Raw genomic sequence first — 18,056 nt, 5'->3', positions numbered from 1 at the left:
TAAGTGTGTTGATTGGCATTGGCTCTAGACAGAAGAGAAATCACTGAGAACGATGACCAAGAAGGGGGAACGAAAGACTCATGTAACGCAGTAATAGAATATCTCGGAAATAGCAGTATTTAAAAAATAGACGAGATACCAGAAACGAAAAAAGCCGCTGATTTCTCAGCGGCTTTTCGAATGTGGTGGAGGGATAGGGATTTGAACCCTAGAACCGCTATTAACGGTTGCCGGTTTTCAAGACCGGTGCTTTCGACCACTCAGCCATCCCTCCAGTGGCGTGAATAATATAAGGGGGAGAGTGCCTTGTAAACCCTTAATTATCATAATCTTGTTTGGTTGCTTGTTTTCTGGTCATTCGCGGCAATAAAAAAGGGAAGCTGCATGCTTCCCTTTTTTGTTTGGAGACTAATTAGTCATTTTTTGTGTAGAAACGCTGTAGTTCAGTTAGACCTTGCATCAACACAGGTAAGCGAGGACTTACATTTTTCAGGCGTTGATAATTCTGGTCGTACAATTTGTAGTTACCAAATTTATCTAGCACCGTTGTTTGTTGATCAGTAACAAGAGCTAATTCACGAGAGTCGCCCGCCAGGATCCATTTTCTCTTACGCTCGTTAAACAGACTACGACCGCTACTGAAATCAGTCGGGTTCGAAGATACACCTAATAACTCTTGCATCAGTGTTACGGACACATCCAAATGACTCGAACGATGTGTGTATTCAGAAGCAGACTTACCAGGCCAGCTAATAAAAAGCGGAACCTGCAACTGGTAGCGACTGTAGTTGGAATTTGCACCCCAGCTATTGGTCTTGGTTTCATTAAATTCAGTACCGTGGTTCGACGTGATGATAACCACCGTATTGTCTTTTAGATCGAGACGTTCTAGTTCTGCATAAATTGTCGCGAGCTGAGCATCAGCCGCTTGAGCTGACTTTTGATAGTCTGCAGCAAAGCGTTCTGCTGTGCTTAATGTAGAGTCAGACTCTGAACTAGAATCGTAGCCAGCGAAGTTATCCAGCGTGGTCAGTTCTATGAAGTTAAACCAAGGGCGTTTAGCTTGCGGTGATTGAATCCAGTTAGACCAAGCTTGTATCGCGCTTTTGTCATCATAAGTTGCTTGCTCTGGCATAACATCACGGCCTCGGAAGATGATTTCCGAGTAAAGAGCATCGTCAAAGTTATCGCCACTGAAAGCCGCAAACTTATAATTGTGATTATCTAAAACGTCCAACAGTACTGCACTTGAACCTTGAGCTTCGATGCTGCTTGCGTAGCTGCTCGGAAGGCCATAGAACAAACCAAAAATACCAAACATGTCGTTACTTGAACTGTAGTGGTTGGTGAAGTTGATCGATTGCTGTGCGTAGGCATAGCTGTTTGGCATCGCTGTGGCATTAAGCGCATCAGAGCGAAGATTGTTCACACTCACCATCAGGATATTAAGATCATCACTGCGGCGGTTGTATTGAATTTTTTCTAGCGGGTAGCTAACTAGGTTTACGTTCTCTTTATTCGCTTCTAAACGCTCAAGGTACTCTTCACGGTCTAATAGGCCATGTTTTTCCATAAAGCTTTTCGCTGTCATTGGGTACGACAGTGGGAAGTTCGCTTTTTGGCTAGTAATTGGGTTATAGAAATACGCATCAGCCCACATATAGGTCAAGTGGCTGCTGATGAAACACAAGAAGAAGACGGCAGTAATCGGACGGCCAATGTGTTTATGAGACAGTTTACGCTGTTTACGCCAAACCCATTCAGATAGGCCTAGCTGTAATAAGAAGATAAACGGCATAACAATGAAGAGGTGCTGCAAATCAGAAGTAAATGCAGATTCCTCTCCACTGAATAAAACCTCCCACACGACAGGTGTCAGGTGGAGGTTTATATTTTGATACGTTTGGGTATCAATCAGTAGGACAGTTAAACCTATGGTCGCGAAGATAACGGCAACCAAACGTAATAACTTCCTCGACGGAAGAATAAAAGTGAGCGGGAACAGCACTAATAGATAGAGCGCGAACACTAAAAAGCCAAAATGACCAACCCAAGATGCAGCCAAATAGAATTGACCCAGCAAGGTTTCTGGCCAAGCAGATTGAGTAATATAACGAGTACCTATCAACATCGCCGCAATGATGTTGAAAAATGCAAACCAGTGACCCCAACCAACCAGTCGAGATACACGATCGCTATAAGAGTTTGCGCTGTCTACCATTTATAATTCTTTTTTCCGTCAATCAAATTTAGTGAGACTGTTTGTCTTCAAGAGAAGAAACCAACGCCTCGGCAAATTTTTCAGCAATTCCTTTGCGTTGTGAAGCAGCAACGTTCTGATTTAAGACATTGGTTGCGATATTTCCAGCGATCATCAGTGAAAGTTCTGGTGAAGCTTTGTGCTTTGTTAGTACAGCACCTACTTCAGCTAGGATTTTTTCAACTTGTTCATCTGTGTATTTAGATATAATCGGCATAAGGACTCTAATAATGATAGTAAAAGCGGCTTATGATAACCTACTATGCACGACAACTGAAACCTGAACGGTAATATTTTCACTATGAGCCTTCACCTTTCCAACGTAATTTTACACCAGTTAAGCAAGAACGATCAGGAAGAACTGATTGTTAACTACCGTGCTGAATCTCTAGAAAACGATGCTTCGTCTGAAAGCCTCGTGGCTGAGCTTCACAGAGTGTTCAACTCAAAAGCAGGTAAAGGGTTTGGTTCTTTCAAATCCGACAGCGAATTCCAGCAGTCGTTGCATGAATTTCGAGCGGGAGAGCAAAGTTTTTATGATTTCTCTCAAAAAAGTGCGCTACGTCTAAAAGATGAGCTTTCAAAGTATCCTTTTGCTGATGAAGGCACTTTGGTACTTGCTGAATATCAATCATTGGCGACAGATTACCTTTTCATCGGTTTACTGCCTTCGAACCAAAGTTTGAAAGTGACAGAAGGGCTAGACATCAGTGCGACTGATTACCTTGATATCTCTAAGATGGATATTGTGGCGCGCCTTGATCTTTCAACATACGACACAGACAAAGAGTCAAACCGTTACCTTACATATATTAAGGGACGTGTTGGCCGTAAAGTTGCTGATTTCTTCTTAGACTTCCTTCAAGCAGAAGTTGGCTTGGATGCTAAGCAACAAAACCAAGTGCTGATGCAAGCGGTTGAAGATTTCGTTTCTGATTCTAAGTTAGAGAAAGAAGAAGCGATCAGCTATAAAAAGCAGGTTGCAGATTACTGTAACGAACAGCTAAAAGCGGGCGATGAAGTGCAAGTTCGTGAACTTTCTGGTGAATTACCAGCAAGCACAGATGGTACTAGCTTCTTTGACTATACTAGTGAACAAGGTTATGAGTTAGAAGATAGCTTTCCAGCAGATCGCGCAACTATGCGTAAACTAACAAAATTTGTTGGTGCGGGTGGTGGTTTGAATGTTAGTTTTGATAGTCTGCTTCTTGGTGAGCGTATTTTTTACGATCCGGAGACAGATACACTAACGATTAAAGGAACGCCGCCGAATTTGCGTGACCAATTGACTCGCAATAAGTCATAGTCCGAAGTTAACGGATAATAGCGGCAGCGGGATGTTGTCGCTTATTTTCTGCTTTACACTCTCGAAAACTGAAACGGTGTGAGGCTGACATGCACAAGGAATATTGATGGAACAATCAGTGGCAACGCCCCATCGCTTTAAAAAGCCTGCAACTTTCTTGGTTGTACTTCTGGCTCTATGGTTACTTCCTTCGTTGGCCATCCTTCAGCTCAGCCGTTCTTACAATAATTCCCTAGCTCAAATTGAAGAGCTTGGTATTCGTGTTAACGAGTTAAGGCAGTCGCTTTACTTCTCTGAACCGCTCCGAGTCTCTCGTATTAATGACCTAGCCCTTGATGCGCAGTTGGTGTATTCGATTCGATTGCAGATTGAATCGGACTTTGAGCATGCGTTTTTCCGCCCTGATGTCAATCAACTGCTGTATGTCGCAGACCAATTTTTAGAAAAGTTCGATGAATTCATCCCGATAGAAAGCCAAGTGCAGGCGATAGTCGATAACATCAAGGCATTGCGCGCTGACAAGAAGACCTCTTCTAAGTTAAAGCCTCTGTTAAACGAATTTGGCGTCGTGGTGTTTGAAGCCATGTATTCTGACAATCAAAGTTCCTCGGCGACGTATCGTTCTTTTGACTCTATTCTCAAACGATCTTATTCGTTAAAAACCAAAGAGCAGGAAGCCATTCAACAGTTACTTGCTGATGCTTCTACGCTGTTAGGTGATTATGCTCAGCTTAATTATTTAGTTGATAAGATTAAGAAAAATTCAGTCAATGAGCAAATCATCAAGCTTGAAGCTCAATTCCATAAAAGTCAGTTCAATTTACTACTCGCAACCTTGGGTTTGAGTTTGGTTACTATGATCGCGCTGATTTTATGGGGAGTGAGTTTTAGAAAGAATGCATCACAAGCTGAAGGTGATCCGGATCATGAACTAGAGAGCAACTTAGGAAAACGAGCAAACGGTTCGAACGCCACGGCGAACCAAGTAGAAACGACGGATTCAAAGGACACGTTCTCTGATGCAAAACAGGCTAACCATGATGTTGCCGCAGTTCCAGAAAGAGCGCCGTCGATTCAGAATCCAGTAGTGAATGAACCTCAAGCGATATCAACAAATCATCCAGAGCCAGAGGCTCATTTAGCTGAGAAACACATCGCAAGTGTGACGGATTCAAAGCCTGCTATTGATATCGAAGAGATGCTAGAGACTCTTGATGGTGATGCTGAATCTGTAGGATTGCTATTAGGCGTGTTTGTGCAAGACCATGCTGATGACTATGCAAAATTCAAATCCTTGCTGACAAAAGATGAGACGTCTGCTGCTCGAATCGTACATAGCTTAAAAGGCGTTGCCGGAAGCATTAAAGCATCGAGATTGGCGATTATTGCCGCCAGTATTGAGATGACAATGAAGCAATCACGAGCGATCAGTGAATACGATCTTGAAGAGTTAGAACAGGCGATCCAGGCTTCGGTCGAATCTGCCATGGCGTATTTAGATCAATCGCACTAATTTTGCGAGAGTTTTGACAATACTCTGACGAAGTGCTCATACAATCCGCGCCATTAGTCTTTGTCAGAGGTGTATATGTTGCGTGTTTCTAGTAAGTGTTTGATGGTGTGGGTACTTAGTATTGTTCTAAGTGGTTGTTCTCTCTTAGAAGTTAAGTTAGATAGCCAAACAACACCACTGACTCAACAAGAGCTGAATGCTCGGATTATGACGCGTGAATACGCTAAGGTTTTCTTTACTCGCGTAGAAGATTCGGCTGATTTTATCGCTCAATCTTATCCTGCTGACGATACCCTACATCAATCTTATGTACTGCTTTGGAAGATCCACGCAGAGCAGGGACTTCAACAAGCGGCTTACCAAACTTCTCCAATGTCAGCGTTAATTGATTCGTGGGTGTTTACCGCTCAAATGGATCAGTTTTATACGCAAGGCGATGGTGCTGACCTATTCGTAACTGACCATGCAGTAGAAACCGCTCATGAGCTTACTCAAGAAGTAGAAAAATTAGCAAAAGGCGTATTGAGTTCTGGTGACTTTAAGAAGAGCCAAGCGTTCGTCGCGCAGTTTGCCGCTAGCCACCCATTTAAAGATCTCACATTCAGAAGTACGCCAGCTTACCGCGATTGGTTAACTTACTTAGGGAAAGATGAATCTCAAATCGTGCAAAATTTGGGAACCATGCCAGAAGCAATGAGTGATGCATCAGACCGTTTAAGCGTAATGGCTGATCAGACGCCGAAGCTAATGTCGTGGAAAGCTGAGTTGGTTGCTTTGAACAGCTCTTTAACGGGTGAAGACCTGTCTAAGACGCTGGAAAGCCTTCGTCAAACATCAGCAAGCATGCAGGACTTTATCGAAAACAATCCTGAGTACATGCAAACGCTGGCTTCTATTATGTCGACAGAAATGCAACCCTTGCTAAACGACCTCAGCGATAAGACAGACCAAAAATTAGCGATGCTGAGCGATGAACGTGTGGCATTGGAAAAAATGGTGACGCGTGAGAGAGAAGCGCTAGTACAGATGATTGAGAAAGAGCGCATCGAGATTGCAGGTATTGTGACTTCAGAAAGAGAGTTGTTCACTCAAGATCTAGACCGTGTTTCTCAAGAAGTGGTTGTGCTTGCGATTGATAAGCTGATGGATCTAATCAAAAGTGTGATTATCTACTTCATCCTGTTTATCTTAGTGGTGTTCTTTGCACCGTTAGGCATCGGTTATTGGTTGGGTAAACGAACCGCCAACAAATAAGTAAATTACTAATTCAGTAACTAAGTAGATCAAAAAAGAGCGCTCTAGGGCGCTCTTTTTGTATTTAAATGATTAACGTTTTAATGACTTACGCTTGCTGCTTGCTTAACTCTGTCGCTTCTTCAGCTTCAAACGCAGGCGCTGTCGGTTCACATTTATCAACGAACCAACCCATGTAAGACGTCACGATAGTCACGATGATACAGATGAAGCTTAACCACATGAACGGTGCGTAAGACAGCGTAGCAACGCCTAGAATACTCGCCATGTAGATACCGTTGTCACTCCAAGGAACCATACCTGACGTTAACGTGCCACCGAACTCAGCGTTACGCGAAAGGTTCTTACGTTTATAGCCTAAGCGGTCGTAGTTTTTCGCACAGATTTTTGGTGTAAGGATGAGTGATACATACATTGCTGAGCCAAACACGTTACCCATGAAAGCTGTACCAATTGTGCTGGTTGCTAGTGAGCCTGCGCTGTTTACACGACGCTCGAACACTTTAGCAATCGTCTCTAGCACGCCTACTTTATCCAGTAAGCCACCGAATCCTAAACCAAACACGATAACCGCAACCGAACCAAGCATTGAAGACATGCCGCCACGGTTAAGAATCGAATCAATGAACTCCACACCAGATGAGATAGAGAACGGTGCCCATGCTGTGTTAAATGCAGTCAGGAAGTCGATCTCTTGGATCATCACTGCCCAGATAATACCTAGCAGAGAACCAAAACTGATCACTGGGAATGACGGCATGCGGAAAGCTAATAGGCCAAGCACGATCAATACAGGAACGAATGAGTAAGGCGTAATGTAGAACTGAACTTCCATTGCTTTGATTACAGAGTCAACTTGGCTCATGTCGACGTTGCCCGCGTAGTGGAAACCAAACGCGGTAAACATGATGCCCGTAATCACGTAGCTGATTAACGCAACTGGAAGCATGCCCTTGATGTGTTCAACCACTTCAACACCAGACATTGAAGAAGCCAAAATCACTGAATCAGAAAGTGGAGACATCTTGTCACCGAAGTAACAGCCCGAAAGTACTGCACCAGCAGTGATTGGTGCTGGAACACCTAGGCCTTGACCAATACCCATCATCGCAATACCGGCGGTACCAGCAGCTCCCCAAGAGGTGCCTGTTGCCAGAGCGGTTAGAGAACAGATGATCATAGTAGCTAAAAGGAAGATAGAAGGGTGGATAGCTTTCAGACCGTAGTAAATGATAGTGGGTACAATACCGCCCGAGATCCACGTACCAACAAGAGCGCCAACCGCTAAAAGTATTAAAACTGCACCTAAGCCATTAGATATTCCTTTGAGTGCTGCTTTTTCTAAGTCTTTGTATTCGTGGCCAAGGCGAATACCAAGCACCATGATAATGAACCAGCCAATGTACAAGGCAAGTTGGATTGGAAGATCAAGCTTTGCTGTAAAGGAAAAAGCAAGGGATAGAAATAGTCCTAACGCGATGATTACCTGCAATAGGTTCGGTAGGCGAGTTTTACTCTGCTTCATATAAGCCTCTGGTTATTTCGAGCATTTATAGTGCTTCGTTATAGTTTGGGGTACGACGTGGACACTACAGTAATTAGATTATTATATCGAAAAAATACACCTAAGTTGTGATATTTGACTATTAAGTCAATGCATCATGGTTGCATTGTCTGAATTTTTGTTAAATTCATGATTGTTACATGTTGATTTTTGTTGCACGTTGTTTTCGTTGTGTAAAATATTATTCTGATTAACCATTGTTAAATAGTGGTAATTGCTGTTAAGGGTTAGCTCTATCAAGATGGAAATTGGAGCGTTTTTATTGGCCAAACCTTTGATGCTAACCATATTGCGTGCTTTATCAGTGGCAAAAGCGACGAATACGATTAATAGATAACTGCACTATTCATCGCGTTCACTTAAAAGAAACGAAAAAGTTACACTTTTTGCTAAAAAGCACTTGAGTTCTGTTTCTGAAAAACTTATAGATGGGGGAGAGCAATTTTTAATTTATACATGGAGAGTGAGAGATGAGAGTAGGTCTAGTTGGTTGGCGCGGTATGGTTGGTTCTGTACTGATGCAACGTATGGTTGAAGAAAAAGACTTCGACCTGATTGAGCCTGTTTATTACAGCACATCTCAAATTGGTATCCCTGCCCCTGTTTTAGGTGGTAAAGAGGCGGGTCTGCTTCAAGATGCCTTTGATATTGATAGCCTAAAACAACTTGATGCCGTTATTACCTGTCAAGGTGGCGATTACACTTCAAAAGTTTACCCAGCACTGCGTCAAGCAGGTTGGAAAGGTTACTGGATTGATGCAGCTTCTACGCTAAGAATGGATGCTGACTCCATCATCACATTAGATCCGGTTAACTTGGCTCAAATCCAACAAGGTATCCACGGTGGCACCAATACATTCGTTGGTGGTAACTGTACGGTGAGCTTGATGCTAATGGCATTAGGTGGCCTATATGAAAAAGGCATGATTGAGTGGATGAGTGCCATGACTTACCAAGCCGCTTCTGGTGCTGGTGCTAAGAACATGCGTGAGCTGATTTCTCAAATGGGTGTTATCAACGACAGCGTCAGTTCTGAGCTAGCGAACCCAGCAAGCTCTATTCTTGATATTGATAAGAAAGTTGCTGACACGATCCGTTCATCTTCATTCCCAACAGACCAATTCGGTGCTCCTCTTGCTGGTTCATTGATTCCTTGGATCGATGTGAAGCGTGAAAACGGCCAAAGCAAAGAAGAGTGGAAAGCGGGCGTTGAAGCGAACAAGATTCTTGGCCTAGATGGTCAGCCAATTCCTATCGATGGTACTTGTGTTCGAATCGGTGCAATGCGTTGCCATGCTCAAGCACTCACTATTAAGCTTAAGCAAGACGTTCCAATGGACGAAATCGAAGAGATCATCGCGACTCATAATGATTGGGTTAAAGTGGTTCCTAATGACCGTGACATTACTGCTCAAGAGCTGACACCAGCGAAAGTAACAGGGACAATGTCTGTACCAGTAGGTCGTCTACGTAAGATGTCTATGGGTAACGACTTCCTAAACGCGTTCACTGTTGGTGACCAATTACTTTGGGGTGCTGCAGAACCACTACGTCGTACTTTACGCATTATCCTTGCTGAGAAAGCGTAATCGAAAGCTCTTCTATTCAGAAGTTAAAGCAGGCGCCACTCTTTGTGAATGCTTAGCTTGGTGAGAGACAAAGGCCGGTGTTAATACATCGGCTTTTTTGATCGCGGAAGGTTGATTAATTTCACTCGCGACTTCACTTAAATCTTTTCGTTGGAATGGGACAAGGAAGAGATCCCCAACTCGTTCGTTCCTCACTCTTGAGGATGACGTTTTTCTCCTAACTTAAATTGCGTCATTCCCGATCGCGACGAAGGAGCGTAGTCGGGAATCTCGTTTTGGCTCAGTGAACCAACATCAAAAAAGGTGACGATAAACGCCACCCTTTTAGTATTTTTGTGTCACATACTCAAATCACGAAATTGCTCTTAAATCTTTTTCGCATCTCGCCACTCGAATCCTGCATCTGCTTTTATTTCTCTTCAGACACGACACGCTTATCTGGATCGGCCAGTTCACTCGCACAGTGCTTGCAATACATTGCATCCGAATCATGGCCAGCGCGGTTGCAGTTAGGGCACTTAACCAACTCTTTATGAGAGTTCATTTCATTGCTCAGTTCTGCCGTAATAATACCTGTTGGCACCGCTAAGATGGAGTAACCCAACAACATGGTAAGCGAAGCGATCGCTTTACCCAGAGCGGTTTGAGGGATCATGTCACCGTAGCCGACCGTAGTAATGGTCACTATTGCCCAATAAATGCTGTGGGGAATGCTGGTGAAGCCATTTTCTGGGCCTTCAATAACAAAAATAAGAGCGCCGAAGATAACGACCAATATGCCTACTGTGCTGAAAAAGATGAGGATCTTTCGTCTTGCCATTAATAGTGAACGCAGCAAGATATTGGAATCTTGTAAGTAGCGAACCAATTTTAGGATGCGGAAGATACGCATGACACGAAGCAGTCTCACCACGCCCATAAACGAAGCGCCAGGGAAGATGATCGCAAGGTAGGTTGGAAGAATCGCTAATAGATCAACAACACCGTAAAAGCTGGTGGCGTAGGATTTGGGTTTTGGAGAGCAATAGAGCCTCAACAAATACTCAACAGTGAAGAGGGCTGTAAAAGTGTATTCGATATAACGCAGCTGTTGTGACCATTCGGTCATGACATTTGGGATGGACTCTAGAATAAGTACCAACAGCGAAGCCAAGATTGCAACGATCAGTGATATATCAAATGCACGGCCAGCCGGCGTATGAGTACCAAAGATAATGACGTATAAATGATGCTTGAGTGGCTTGCGTGACATAAGGAGAAGTTCATCTTCTGTTAAAGGTATTAACAGTCATTATACAAGCTTGATAATAACGAGGCGAGTGAAAGCCTATTTGCTTTACTCGCCTCACAATAATCAGTTTTAGTTTCACTTTTTTAATGGGCTAAATGCCCCTGGGTCTTATGCCAAGCCAGGGAACAAGTTGCGAAGCCCGTTAGCTATAAATTCGATACCTAGTGCACCAAGAATCAAGCCCATGATACGCGTGATAACGTTGATCCCAGTTTGACCTAGAAAGCGAACGATAACCGGCGCTGAACGGAACAGAAGCCAAGAGCACGTTGCGAAAGCGATGATGCTAATGCCAATGCCTACCGTATCGATTGCGGCTGGATAACGAGAGCCGTAGACAATCGTTGAACTAATGGCACCCGGGCCTGCCATTAATGGCATCGCCAAAGGAACAACACCGATTTGTTCTTTACTAACGTACTCAGACTTCTCTTGCTTGTTCTGCTTATCTTCACCAAGTTTACCGCTCATCATCGAAAACGCGATGCTCAGTAATAGCAATCCACCTGCAACCCGAAATGAATCTAGCGAAATGCTAAACATGTCGAGCAGCAATTGTCCTGCAACTAAAGAAACAATCAATATAACGGCAACAGCAATGTTGGCTTGTAATGCGGTCCTGTTCCTCTCTTCTGGCGGCATATGGGCCGTAAGAGAAACAAAGACAGGCATGATGCCGATAGGGTTTACGGCAGCAACAAGCCCAAGGAAGAATTGCATAAAGATTGCGATTTCTAAACCTTGCATGTGGGTGATCTCCAAATAGCGTACTTAAGGAAGAGGGGTTGATCTGTCAATAGTCAGAGCGCGTAATGTAAGTGACAAATCTAAATTGCACGAATGAAAAAAACTAACCTGAAATAGGGTCTTTTTTATAGAAAAACTAATTGAATCCAAATGCTGACTCCCGTCATGTTACGAGCTGATTATTGGTGTTTCATGTTGTAATTATTTTTTGACCAATTGTTAACCTACGCACGCTTTTAATAAAAATTATGTCTAAATCTAGCCCGTTGCAACGGTATGGATATACTCTCAGTAGCACGAATATAGCTGTATACATGTAATTTAACGGACTAAAAATGAAACTTTTTTACAGTTTATGACGCTATGTATAAAAAAGCTGTCTGTTTGCTTGTTTTTTGTTCGAACGAAAAGTGTGATTTTAATCTATATAAATCATGCTCTTAAGTTGATTTTTGCGATTGCCTTACTACTTTCTGGTTAATTCTTTTTGGCTAACTGATCTGGGTCAATTTTTTTCACACTGTGAAATAATATACTCAGTCCTGAAAGCAATTTACTAAGAACGCTGATGTTTAAGGTTAAAGGCAAGCAGCGAATTTAATAAAAAGTTTTTAATATTTATTATTTTAGGAGATCCACCATGCCTGTAACTAACTTAGCTGAACTAGATGCTCTGGTAGCACGCGTTAAAGCAGCACAAGAAGAATTCTCAACATTCTCTCAAGAGAAAGTTGACGCAATCTTCCGTGCAGCATCTCTTGCGGCTAACCATGCTCGTATCCCACTAGCACAACAAGCAGTTGCTGAATCTGGAATGGGTATTGTTGAAGATAAGGTTATCAAAAACCACTTTGCATCTGAATTTATCTACAACAAATACAAAGACGAAAAAACATGTGGCATCTTAGAAGAAGATGACAACCTAGGCACGATGACTATCGCTGAGCCTGTAGGTATTATCTGTGGTATCGTTCCAACAACGAACCCAACTTCTACAGCAATCTTCAAATCTCTAATCTCTCTTAAGACACGTAACGGCATCATCTTCTCGCCACACCCACGTGCAAAGAACTCAACTAACGACGCTGCTAAACTTGTTTTAGACGCGGCTGTTAAAGCGGGCGCACCAAAAGACATCATCGGTTGGATTGACCAACCATCTGTAGAGCTTTCTAACGCGCTTATGAAGCACGACGGTATCGCGCTTATCCTAGCTACTGGTGGTCCAGGCATGGTTAAAGCAGCATACTCTTCAGGTAAGCCTGCTATCGGTGTTGGTGCTGGTAACGTTCCTGTAGTTATCGATGACACAGCAGACGTTAAACGTGCTGTAGCATCTATCCTGATGTCTAAAACATTCGATAACGGCGTAGTATGTGCTTCTGAGCAAGCTGTCATCGTAATGGACGAAGTATACGACGAAGTGAAAGAGCGTTTCGCATCTCACAAAGGTCACGTACTAAGCAAAGCTGACGCAGATAAAGTTCGTAAAGTTCTACTTATCGACGGCAACCTAAACGCAAAAATCGTTGGTCAACCTGCAACTGCAATCGCTGAAATGGCGGGTGTTAAAGTTCCAGCTGATACTAAGATTCTTGTTGGTGAAGGCCTTGGCGAAGTATCTTACGACGACGAATTCGCTCATGAGAAACTGTCTCCAACTCTAGGTATGTTCCGTGCGTCTTCTTTCGAGAACGCAGTTGCTCAAGCAGTAACAATGGTTGAAATTGGTGGTATCGGTCATACATCTGGTCTTTACACTAACCAAGATGTTAACGCAGACCGCATCCGTTACTTCGGTGACAAGATGAAAACGGCTCGTATCCTAATCAACATCCCTACTACTCACGGTGGTATCGGTGACCTGTACAACTTCAACGTTGCACCGTCTCTAACTCTTGGTTGTGGCTCTTGGGGTGGTAACTCTATCTCTGAGAACGTAGGTCCTAAGCACCTTATCAACAAGAAAACTGTAGCGAAGCGAGCTGAAAATATGTTGTGGCACAAACTACCTAAGTCTATCTACTTCCGTCGTGGTAGCCTTCCAATCGCTCTTGGCGACCTAGAAGGTAAGAAACGCGCATTCCTAGTAACTGACCGTTTCCTATTCAACAACGGTTACGCTGATGACGTAGTTAGCCTGCTTAAAGCACAAGGTATTGAAGTTCAAACATTCTTCGATGTAGAAGCGGATCCAACACTATCTGTTGTTGAGAAAGGCGCTGAAGCAATGAAGAGCTTCCAACCTGACGTAATCCTTGCTCTAGGTGGCGGTTCTCCAATGGATGCTGCTAAGATCATGTGGGTTATGTACGAGCACCCAGAGACTCACTTCGAAGAACTAGCAATGCGCTTTATGGATATCCGTAAACGTATCTACAAGTTCCCTAAAATGGGTCAAAAAGCTGAGCTTGTATGTATCACTACAACTTCAGGTACAGGTTCAGAGGTTACTCCATTCGCTGTTGTTACAGACGACAAGACTGGTGCTAAGTACCCACTAGCTGACTACGAAATCACGCCAAACATGGCTATCGTTGATGCGAACCTAGTAATGAACATGCCTAAGTCTCTAACAGCGTTCGGTGGTTACGATGCAGTAACTCACGCTCTTGAAGCTTACGTGTCTGTTCTAGCGAACGAATACTCAGATGGCCAAGCTCTACAAGCTCTTAAGATGCTTAAAGAGTACCTACCATCAAGCTACAAAAACGGTGCAGCAGACCCAATCGCTCGTGAAAAAGTACACAACGCAGCAACTATCGCTGGTGTAGCATTTGCGAACGCATTCCTAGGTGTGTGTCACTCAATGGCTCACAAAATTGGTGCTGAGTTCCACCTACCACACGGCCTTGCTAACGCGCTGCTTATCTCAAACGTTGTACGTTACAACGCGAACGATAACCCAACTAAGCAAACTGCATTCTCTCAGTACGACCGTCCACAAGCACGTCGTCGTTACGCTGAAGTTGCTGACCATCTAGGCCTAAGCCAAGTTGGTGACCGTACTGCTCAGAAGATTGAACGTCTACTGACTTGGTTAGAAGAGCTTAAAGTTGACCTAGACATCCCACTGTCTATCCAAGCTGCGGGTGTTAACGAGTCTGACTTCGTTGCGAAACTAGACGAGCTAGCGGTTGAAGCGTTCGATGACCAGTGTACAGGTGCTAACCCACGTTACCCTCTAATCACTGAGCTAAAAGAAGTTCTAACAACGTCGTACTTCGGTACTCCTTACGTTGAAGGTGAAACTTTCGAAGGTACAACAGTAATTTTGAAGAAAGCTGACCAAAAGCCAGCTGAAGCAAAATCAGCGCCAAAAGCTAAAAAAGAAAAAGCTAACGCATAATAAGTGAGCATTAGTTTTGAGATAAGTTTTCGCTAGCACGAACCTTATCTAATCGGGAAAAGAACAAAGCCCCAGTCGAGAGACTGGGGCTTTTTTTATGTTTGGTTCGTTTATATAGACTTACTGAAAGGCGATAGCTCTGTTGTTCAATATGAGTTGAGTTAGTCATGTTCATTTGGAGTAAGGGGGTTAAACTTCTGCGGCAACCACACGCCCGCTAAAGTAATCATTAGAGACGATGTATTCGGTTGTTCTGGTTAGCTCGTCTTGCAGCTGCGCCCAGTGGCATCGGTTAAGTTTGCCATCTGAATTGTGAACTGCGGGGACAACGCCACCGACTCGAATACCAAATGGAGTCAGTTCTTTCGCCCAACTGTGGGTAAAGCCGGTAATCATCGAGTTTGCGCTCTCTAGGCCGGATACATCATGAAAGTCATCATGAGATATCACATTCACAATGACACCTTCTTTCTCCTCTTCTCGCAAGCGTTCAGCACTGATTTGGCCAAAGGCGAATAGAGTAGAAGCCATAGAAGATAAGTCATTAATAAAACGACTCACCGGTTGATCACCAATAAGGCTAGGCATAGGTGAGCTGATCCAGTTATTAACTAACACATCTGGAGTTGTGTTGAACGTGTTTTGAATAAAATCGAATACGTTAAGGATCGCCTGGTTATCATTGTTTTTAAGCGTGTAGCTGTAAACAGAATCTGAAAAGCGAGCGCATTGTACATAGGTAGCCTGAAGTGCTTCAGGATCGTTGTCGCACAGGATGACGGTTGCTCCAAGGTTTACAAAGTGGTTCGCAATCGTCCCTCCCAGTCGCGAGCCGGCAGATGTTACCAATATGATTGAGCTTTTTATTTCCATCCCAGTACCTAAACAAATCGTCCGTGTCCGATAAGAATGGGTCAAATTTTATACAATGGGTGTGAATTGGTTCAAACTAAGCCACGCCAATTAATAAGTTTCTATGAACTTAGTGGCACGTCACATTTTGTAGTAACTTCAAGCGTTAACCGACATTTGGTGTTTTTAGGTTGCCTAAGACTAGTGGTTCATATCATTCGTATGAATGGTTTGAAGTGTGCGAGTTAATCGAAGAATCGCTGTGAATGGAAAGCGAAAAAGAGGAAAGGTAGATGGCCGCTATACTTGAGCTTGAATTTGATACTGACGTTGCGCAGTTGTTAGCTCGTTATAGAGCGTGGCATGTGGCAAATCAGGTAAATGCTTGTTTGCGAGTCTGCGTCGGTCATGACCAGAAAGGTTTTGGTAAACCTCTTCGGGTAAGTCGGCCGTATCTTCAGGCATGAAGGCAAGCGCTTCCGGTTTCAAGTAATGACTTAGCTTTGCGCTGGCAAGACTTGCCTGATGAAACTGATTCGATTGCTGAGCCGAAATTTCATAAGACGATTGGTCTGAGCGCAAAGGTTGCGGCTCTGCTACGCCGAAGTGTTTACGCAGGCGATCTTCATTTGTCTCACTAACTTCAATGGTGTCGATGGGTGTGCAATCACGAACATCATTAGAAAACATAGATAGCAGCAACGCGAAATCTGCACGGCGACCTTGCTCAACCGCTTGGCTGATCCCGATGCCGAACTTCAGTTCGTTGATGATTCCTGCTTTGTCTAAAGTATGTATTTGCATGTTGCCTCTCATTCGATACACCTTTAACGGCATGGAGTCGGCAAACTTTAGTGTTTAATTACAGGCAAATAGCCAATTGATGAAGAGCGGGTAGGAGTGGTTGATGTTGGTTGCAAAGTAGGCGTAATTAACCCGTTCAATCTCCTATTTTCAATCTTCTATTTTCAATCTTCTATTTTCAATCTGGGTAAATGACAGATACAAAAAAGCTCACGCCGAGGCATGAGCTTTCAATAGATAACTCGCTATAAATAGCGCAGCACAAGTAATAGATTACTTAGCTAGGTTCTCTTCTACGAAAGACCAGTTTACTAGGTTCCAGAATGCAGCCATGTAGTCAGGGCGAACATTGCGGAAATCGATGTAGTAAGCGTGTTCCCATAGGTCAACAGTTAGAAGTGGAGTAACACCTTCTTCTGTTAGAGGAGTAGCAGCGTTAGAAGTGTTAACGATGTCTAGAGAACCGTCAGCTTTCTTAACTAACCAAGTCCAAGAAGAACCGAAGTTGTTGATTGCTGAATCAGTGAATTTCGCTTTGAATTCTTCGAAAGAACCGAATGCAGCGTTGATCGCTTCTGCAACAGCGCCAGTTGGTTCGCCGCCTGCTTTAGGAGCAAGACAGTGCCAGTAGAACGTGTGGTTCCAGATTTGAGCAGCGTTATTGAAAACACCACCAGTAGAAGTCTTAACGATCTCTTCTAGTGTTTTGCCTTCAAACTCAGTACCTGGGATAAGACCGTTTAGCTTAACAACGTAAGTGTTGTGGTGCTTACCGTGGTGGAAATCTAGCGTTTCTGCTGAGATGTGTGGTTCTAGCGCGTCTTTCGCGTAAGGAAGAGCCGGTAGTTCAAATGCCATTGCTCAATTCTCCATTGATATGAAAGAGTTAACTCTTTCGATTGCTTCCAGTGATATTATTATTCATGGTTCGCTATGAGGCCAACCACGGTCAATTTGCTGACTTGCGATATAGTTTAGCAAGTTTTTACTTTATTAAAAGCTTATTTCATCACTTTTATGTGAATTGTTAGCTTAGCTCGTAAACCGCTTTTTTTATATGGTTTTTATTCTTTTGGTTTGGGGTAGAATAAAGGCAATAAAAGCCGTAATCCATTAACGAGGAAGCAATGGAAACTATCGATAAAATCAAACAGCAAATTGAAGAAAACACCATTCTACTTTACATGAAAGGTTCTCCTAAGCTGCCAAGCTGTGGTTTTTCTTCTCAAGCATCTCAAGCACTAATGGCGTGTGGCGAAAAATTTGCTTACGTAGATATCCTACAAAACCCTGACATTCGTGCAGAGCTTCCAGCTTACGCACAATGGCCAACGTTCCCACAACTATGGGTTGACGGTGAGCTAATCGGTGGTTGTGACATCATTCTTGAGATGTTCCAAAAAGGTGAGCTTCAGCCAATCGTTAAAGAAGCAGCTGCTAAAGTAGCTGGCGACGACGCTGAGTAAGCTTTAAGCCTTTGTGCTTAAACATTGAATGGAAGGGGCCCTTAATAAGGCTCCTTTTTTG

14 protein-coding genes and 1 tRNA gene are annotated in these 18,056 nt (G+C 43.4%); 6 read left to right on the top strand and 9 right to left on the bottom strand.

What is annotated here, in order from left to right; genetic code table 11:
- Positions 1 to 183: 183 nt before the first annotated feature.
- The 3 genes from AC3CKG_RS11405 to AC3CKG_RS11395 all read right to left on the bottom strand — a co-directional run bounded on the left by AC3CKG_RS11405 (position 184) and on the right by AC3CKG_RS11395 (position 2,477).
- Positions 184 to 274 (bottom strand) — tRNA-Ser (locus AC3CKG_RS11405).
- A gap of 138 nt (positions 275 to 412) precedes the next feature.
- Complete coding sequence (locus tag AC3CKG_RS11400; RefSeq protein ID WP_017111126.1) at positions 413 to 2,221, bottom strand: DUF3413 domain-containing protein; 1,809 nt, start codon at positions 2,219 to 2,221, stop codon at positions 413 to 415.
- Between the two features lie 28 nt (positions 2,222 to 2,249).
- Entirely contained in the window at positions 2,250 to 2,477 is a 228-nt protein-coding gene (locus AC3CKG_RS11395) for a YejL family protein (protein WP_017107358.1), read from the bottom strand.
- Positions 2,478 to 2,561: 84 nt separating this feature from the next.
- On the opposite strand from AC3CKG_RS11395, the gene yejK reads away from it, so the two are divergent.
- The 3 genes from yejK (at position 2,562) to AC3CKG_RS11380 (ending at position 6,333) form a co-directional block, all read left to right on the top strand.
- A complete protein-coding gene (gene yejK, locus AC3CKG_RS11390; RefSeq protein ID WP_017111125.1) occupies positions 2,562 to 3,566 on the top strand; it encodes a nucleoid-associated protein YejK in 1,005 nt (334 codons plus the stop codon).
- A 106-nt stretch (positions 3,567 to 3,672) separates the two neighbouring features.
- Positions 3,673 to 5,079, top strand: a complete 1,407-nt coding sequence (locus AC3CKG_RS11385; protein ID WP_488528368.1) for an Hpt domain-containing protein — start codon at positions 3,673 to 3,675, stop codon at positions 5,077 to 5,079.
- Between the two features lie 75 nt (positions 5,080 to 5,154).
- Entirely contained in the window at positions 5,155 to 6,333 is a 1,179-nt protein-coding gene (locus AC3CKG_RS11380) for a chemotaxis protein (protein ID WP_065103202.1), read from the top strand.
- A gap of 88 nt (positions 6,334 to 6,421) precedes the next feature.
- On the opposite strand, the gene nhaC is transcribed toward AC3CKG_RS11380, so the two are convergent.
- Entirely contained in the window at positions 6,422 to 7,858 is a 1,437-nt protein-coding gene (gene nhaC / locus AC3CKG_RS11375; RefSeq protein WP_017107354.1) for a Na+/H+ antiporter NhaC, read from the bottom strand.
- A 509-nt stretch (positions 7,859 to 8,367) separates the two neighbouring features.
- Here nhaC and asd point away from each other — a divergent pair.
- On the top strand, positions 8,368 to 9,486 hold the full coding sequence (gene asd / locus AC3CKG_RS11370) for an aspartate-semialdehyde dehydrogenase (protein ID WP_017107353.1): 1,119 nt from the start codon (positions 8,368 to 8,370) through the stop codon (positions 9,484 to 9,486).
- A gap of 409 nt (positions 9,487 to 9,895) precedes the next feature.
- On the opposite strand, the gene AC3CKG_RS11365 is transcribed toward asd, so the two are convergent.
- Both AC3CKG_RS11365 and AC3CKG_RS11360 read right to left on the bottom strand, forming a co-directional pair.
- On the bottom strand, positions 9,896 to 10,738 hold the full coding sequence (locus AC3CKG_RS11365; RefSeq protein WP_065110991.1) for an ion transporter: 843 nt from the start codon (positions 10,736 to 10,738) through the stop codon (positions 9,896 to 9,898).
- A gap of 147 nt (positions 10,739 to 10,885) precedes the next feature.
- On the bottom strand, positions 10,886 to 11,524 hold the full coding sequence (locus AC3CKG_RS11360; protein ID WP_017105553.1) for a YchE family NAAT transporter: 639 nt from the start codon (positions 11,522 to 11,524) through the stop codon (positions 10,886 to 10,888).
- Positions 11,525 to 12,164: 640 nt separating this feature from the next.
- Between AC3CKG_RS11360 and adhE the strand changes: the two genes are divergently transcribed.
- On the top strand, positions 12,165 to 14,873 hold the full coding sequence (adhE, locus tag AC3CKG_RS11355; protein WP_017105552.1) for a bifunctional acetaldehyde-CoA/alcohol dehydrogenase: 2,709 nt from the start codon (positions 12,165 to 12,167) through the stop codon (positions 14,871 to 14,873).
- A gap of 189 nt (positions 14,874 to 15,062) precedes the next feature.
- Here the strand turns inward: adhE and AC3CKG_RS11350 are convergent, their stop codons facing one another.
- From AC3CKG_RS11350 to sodB, 3 genes are all read right to left on the bottom strand, one after another.
- Positions 15,063 to 15,746 (bottom strand): SDR family oxidoreductase, encoded by a 684-nt coding sequence (locus AC3CKG_RS11350; protein ID WP_065103206.1) that lies wholly within the window; start codon positions 15,744 to 15,746, stop codon positions 15,063 to 15,065.
- Between the two features lie 279 nt (positions 15,747 to 16,025).
- On the bottom strand, positions 16,026 to 16,529 hold the full coding sequence (locus AC3CKG_RS11345) for a VC2046/SO_2500 family protein (RefSeq protein ID WP_267240642.1): 504 nt from the start codon (positions 16,527 to 16,529) through the stop codon (positions 16,026 to 16,028).
- A 273-nt stretch (positions 16,530 to 16,802) separates the two neighbouring features.
- Positions 16,803 to 17,387: a superoxide dismutase [Fe] gene (gene sodB, locus AC3CKG_RS11340; protein WP_004734050.1), complete on the bottom strand. Its 585-nt coding sequence runs from the start codon at positions 17,385 to 17,387 to the stop codon at positions 16,803 to 16,805.
- A gap of 269 nt (positions 17,388 to 17,656) precedes the next feature.
- On the opposite strand from sodB, the gene AC3CKG_RS11335 reads away from it, so the two are divergent.
- Positions 17,657 to 17,995, top strand: coding sequence for a Grx4 family monothiol glutaredoxin (locus AC3CKG_RS11335; protein WP_017076187.1), 339 nt, complete (start codon positions 17,657 to 17,659; stop codon positions 17,993 to 17,995).
- Positions 17,996 to 18,056: the final 61 nt, after the last annotated feature.

The sequence above is a fragment of the Vibrio sp. QJM3NY_15 genome, assembly GCF_057785995.1.
This window is presented reverse-complemented; position numbering and strand designations above follow the sequence as displayed.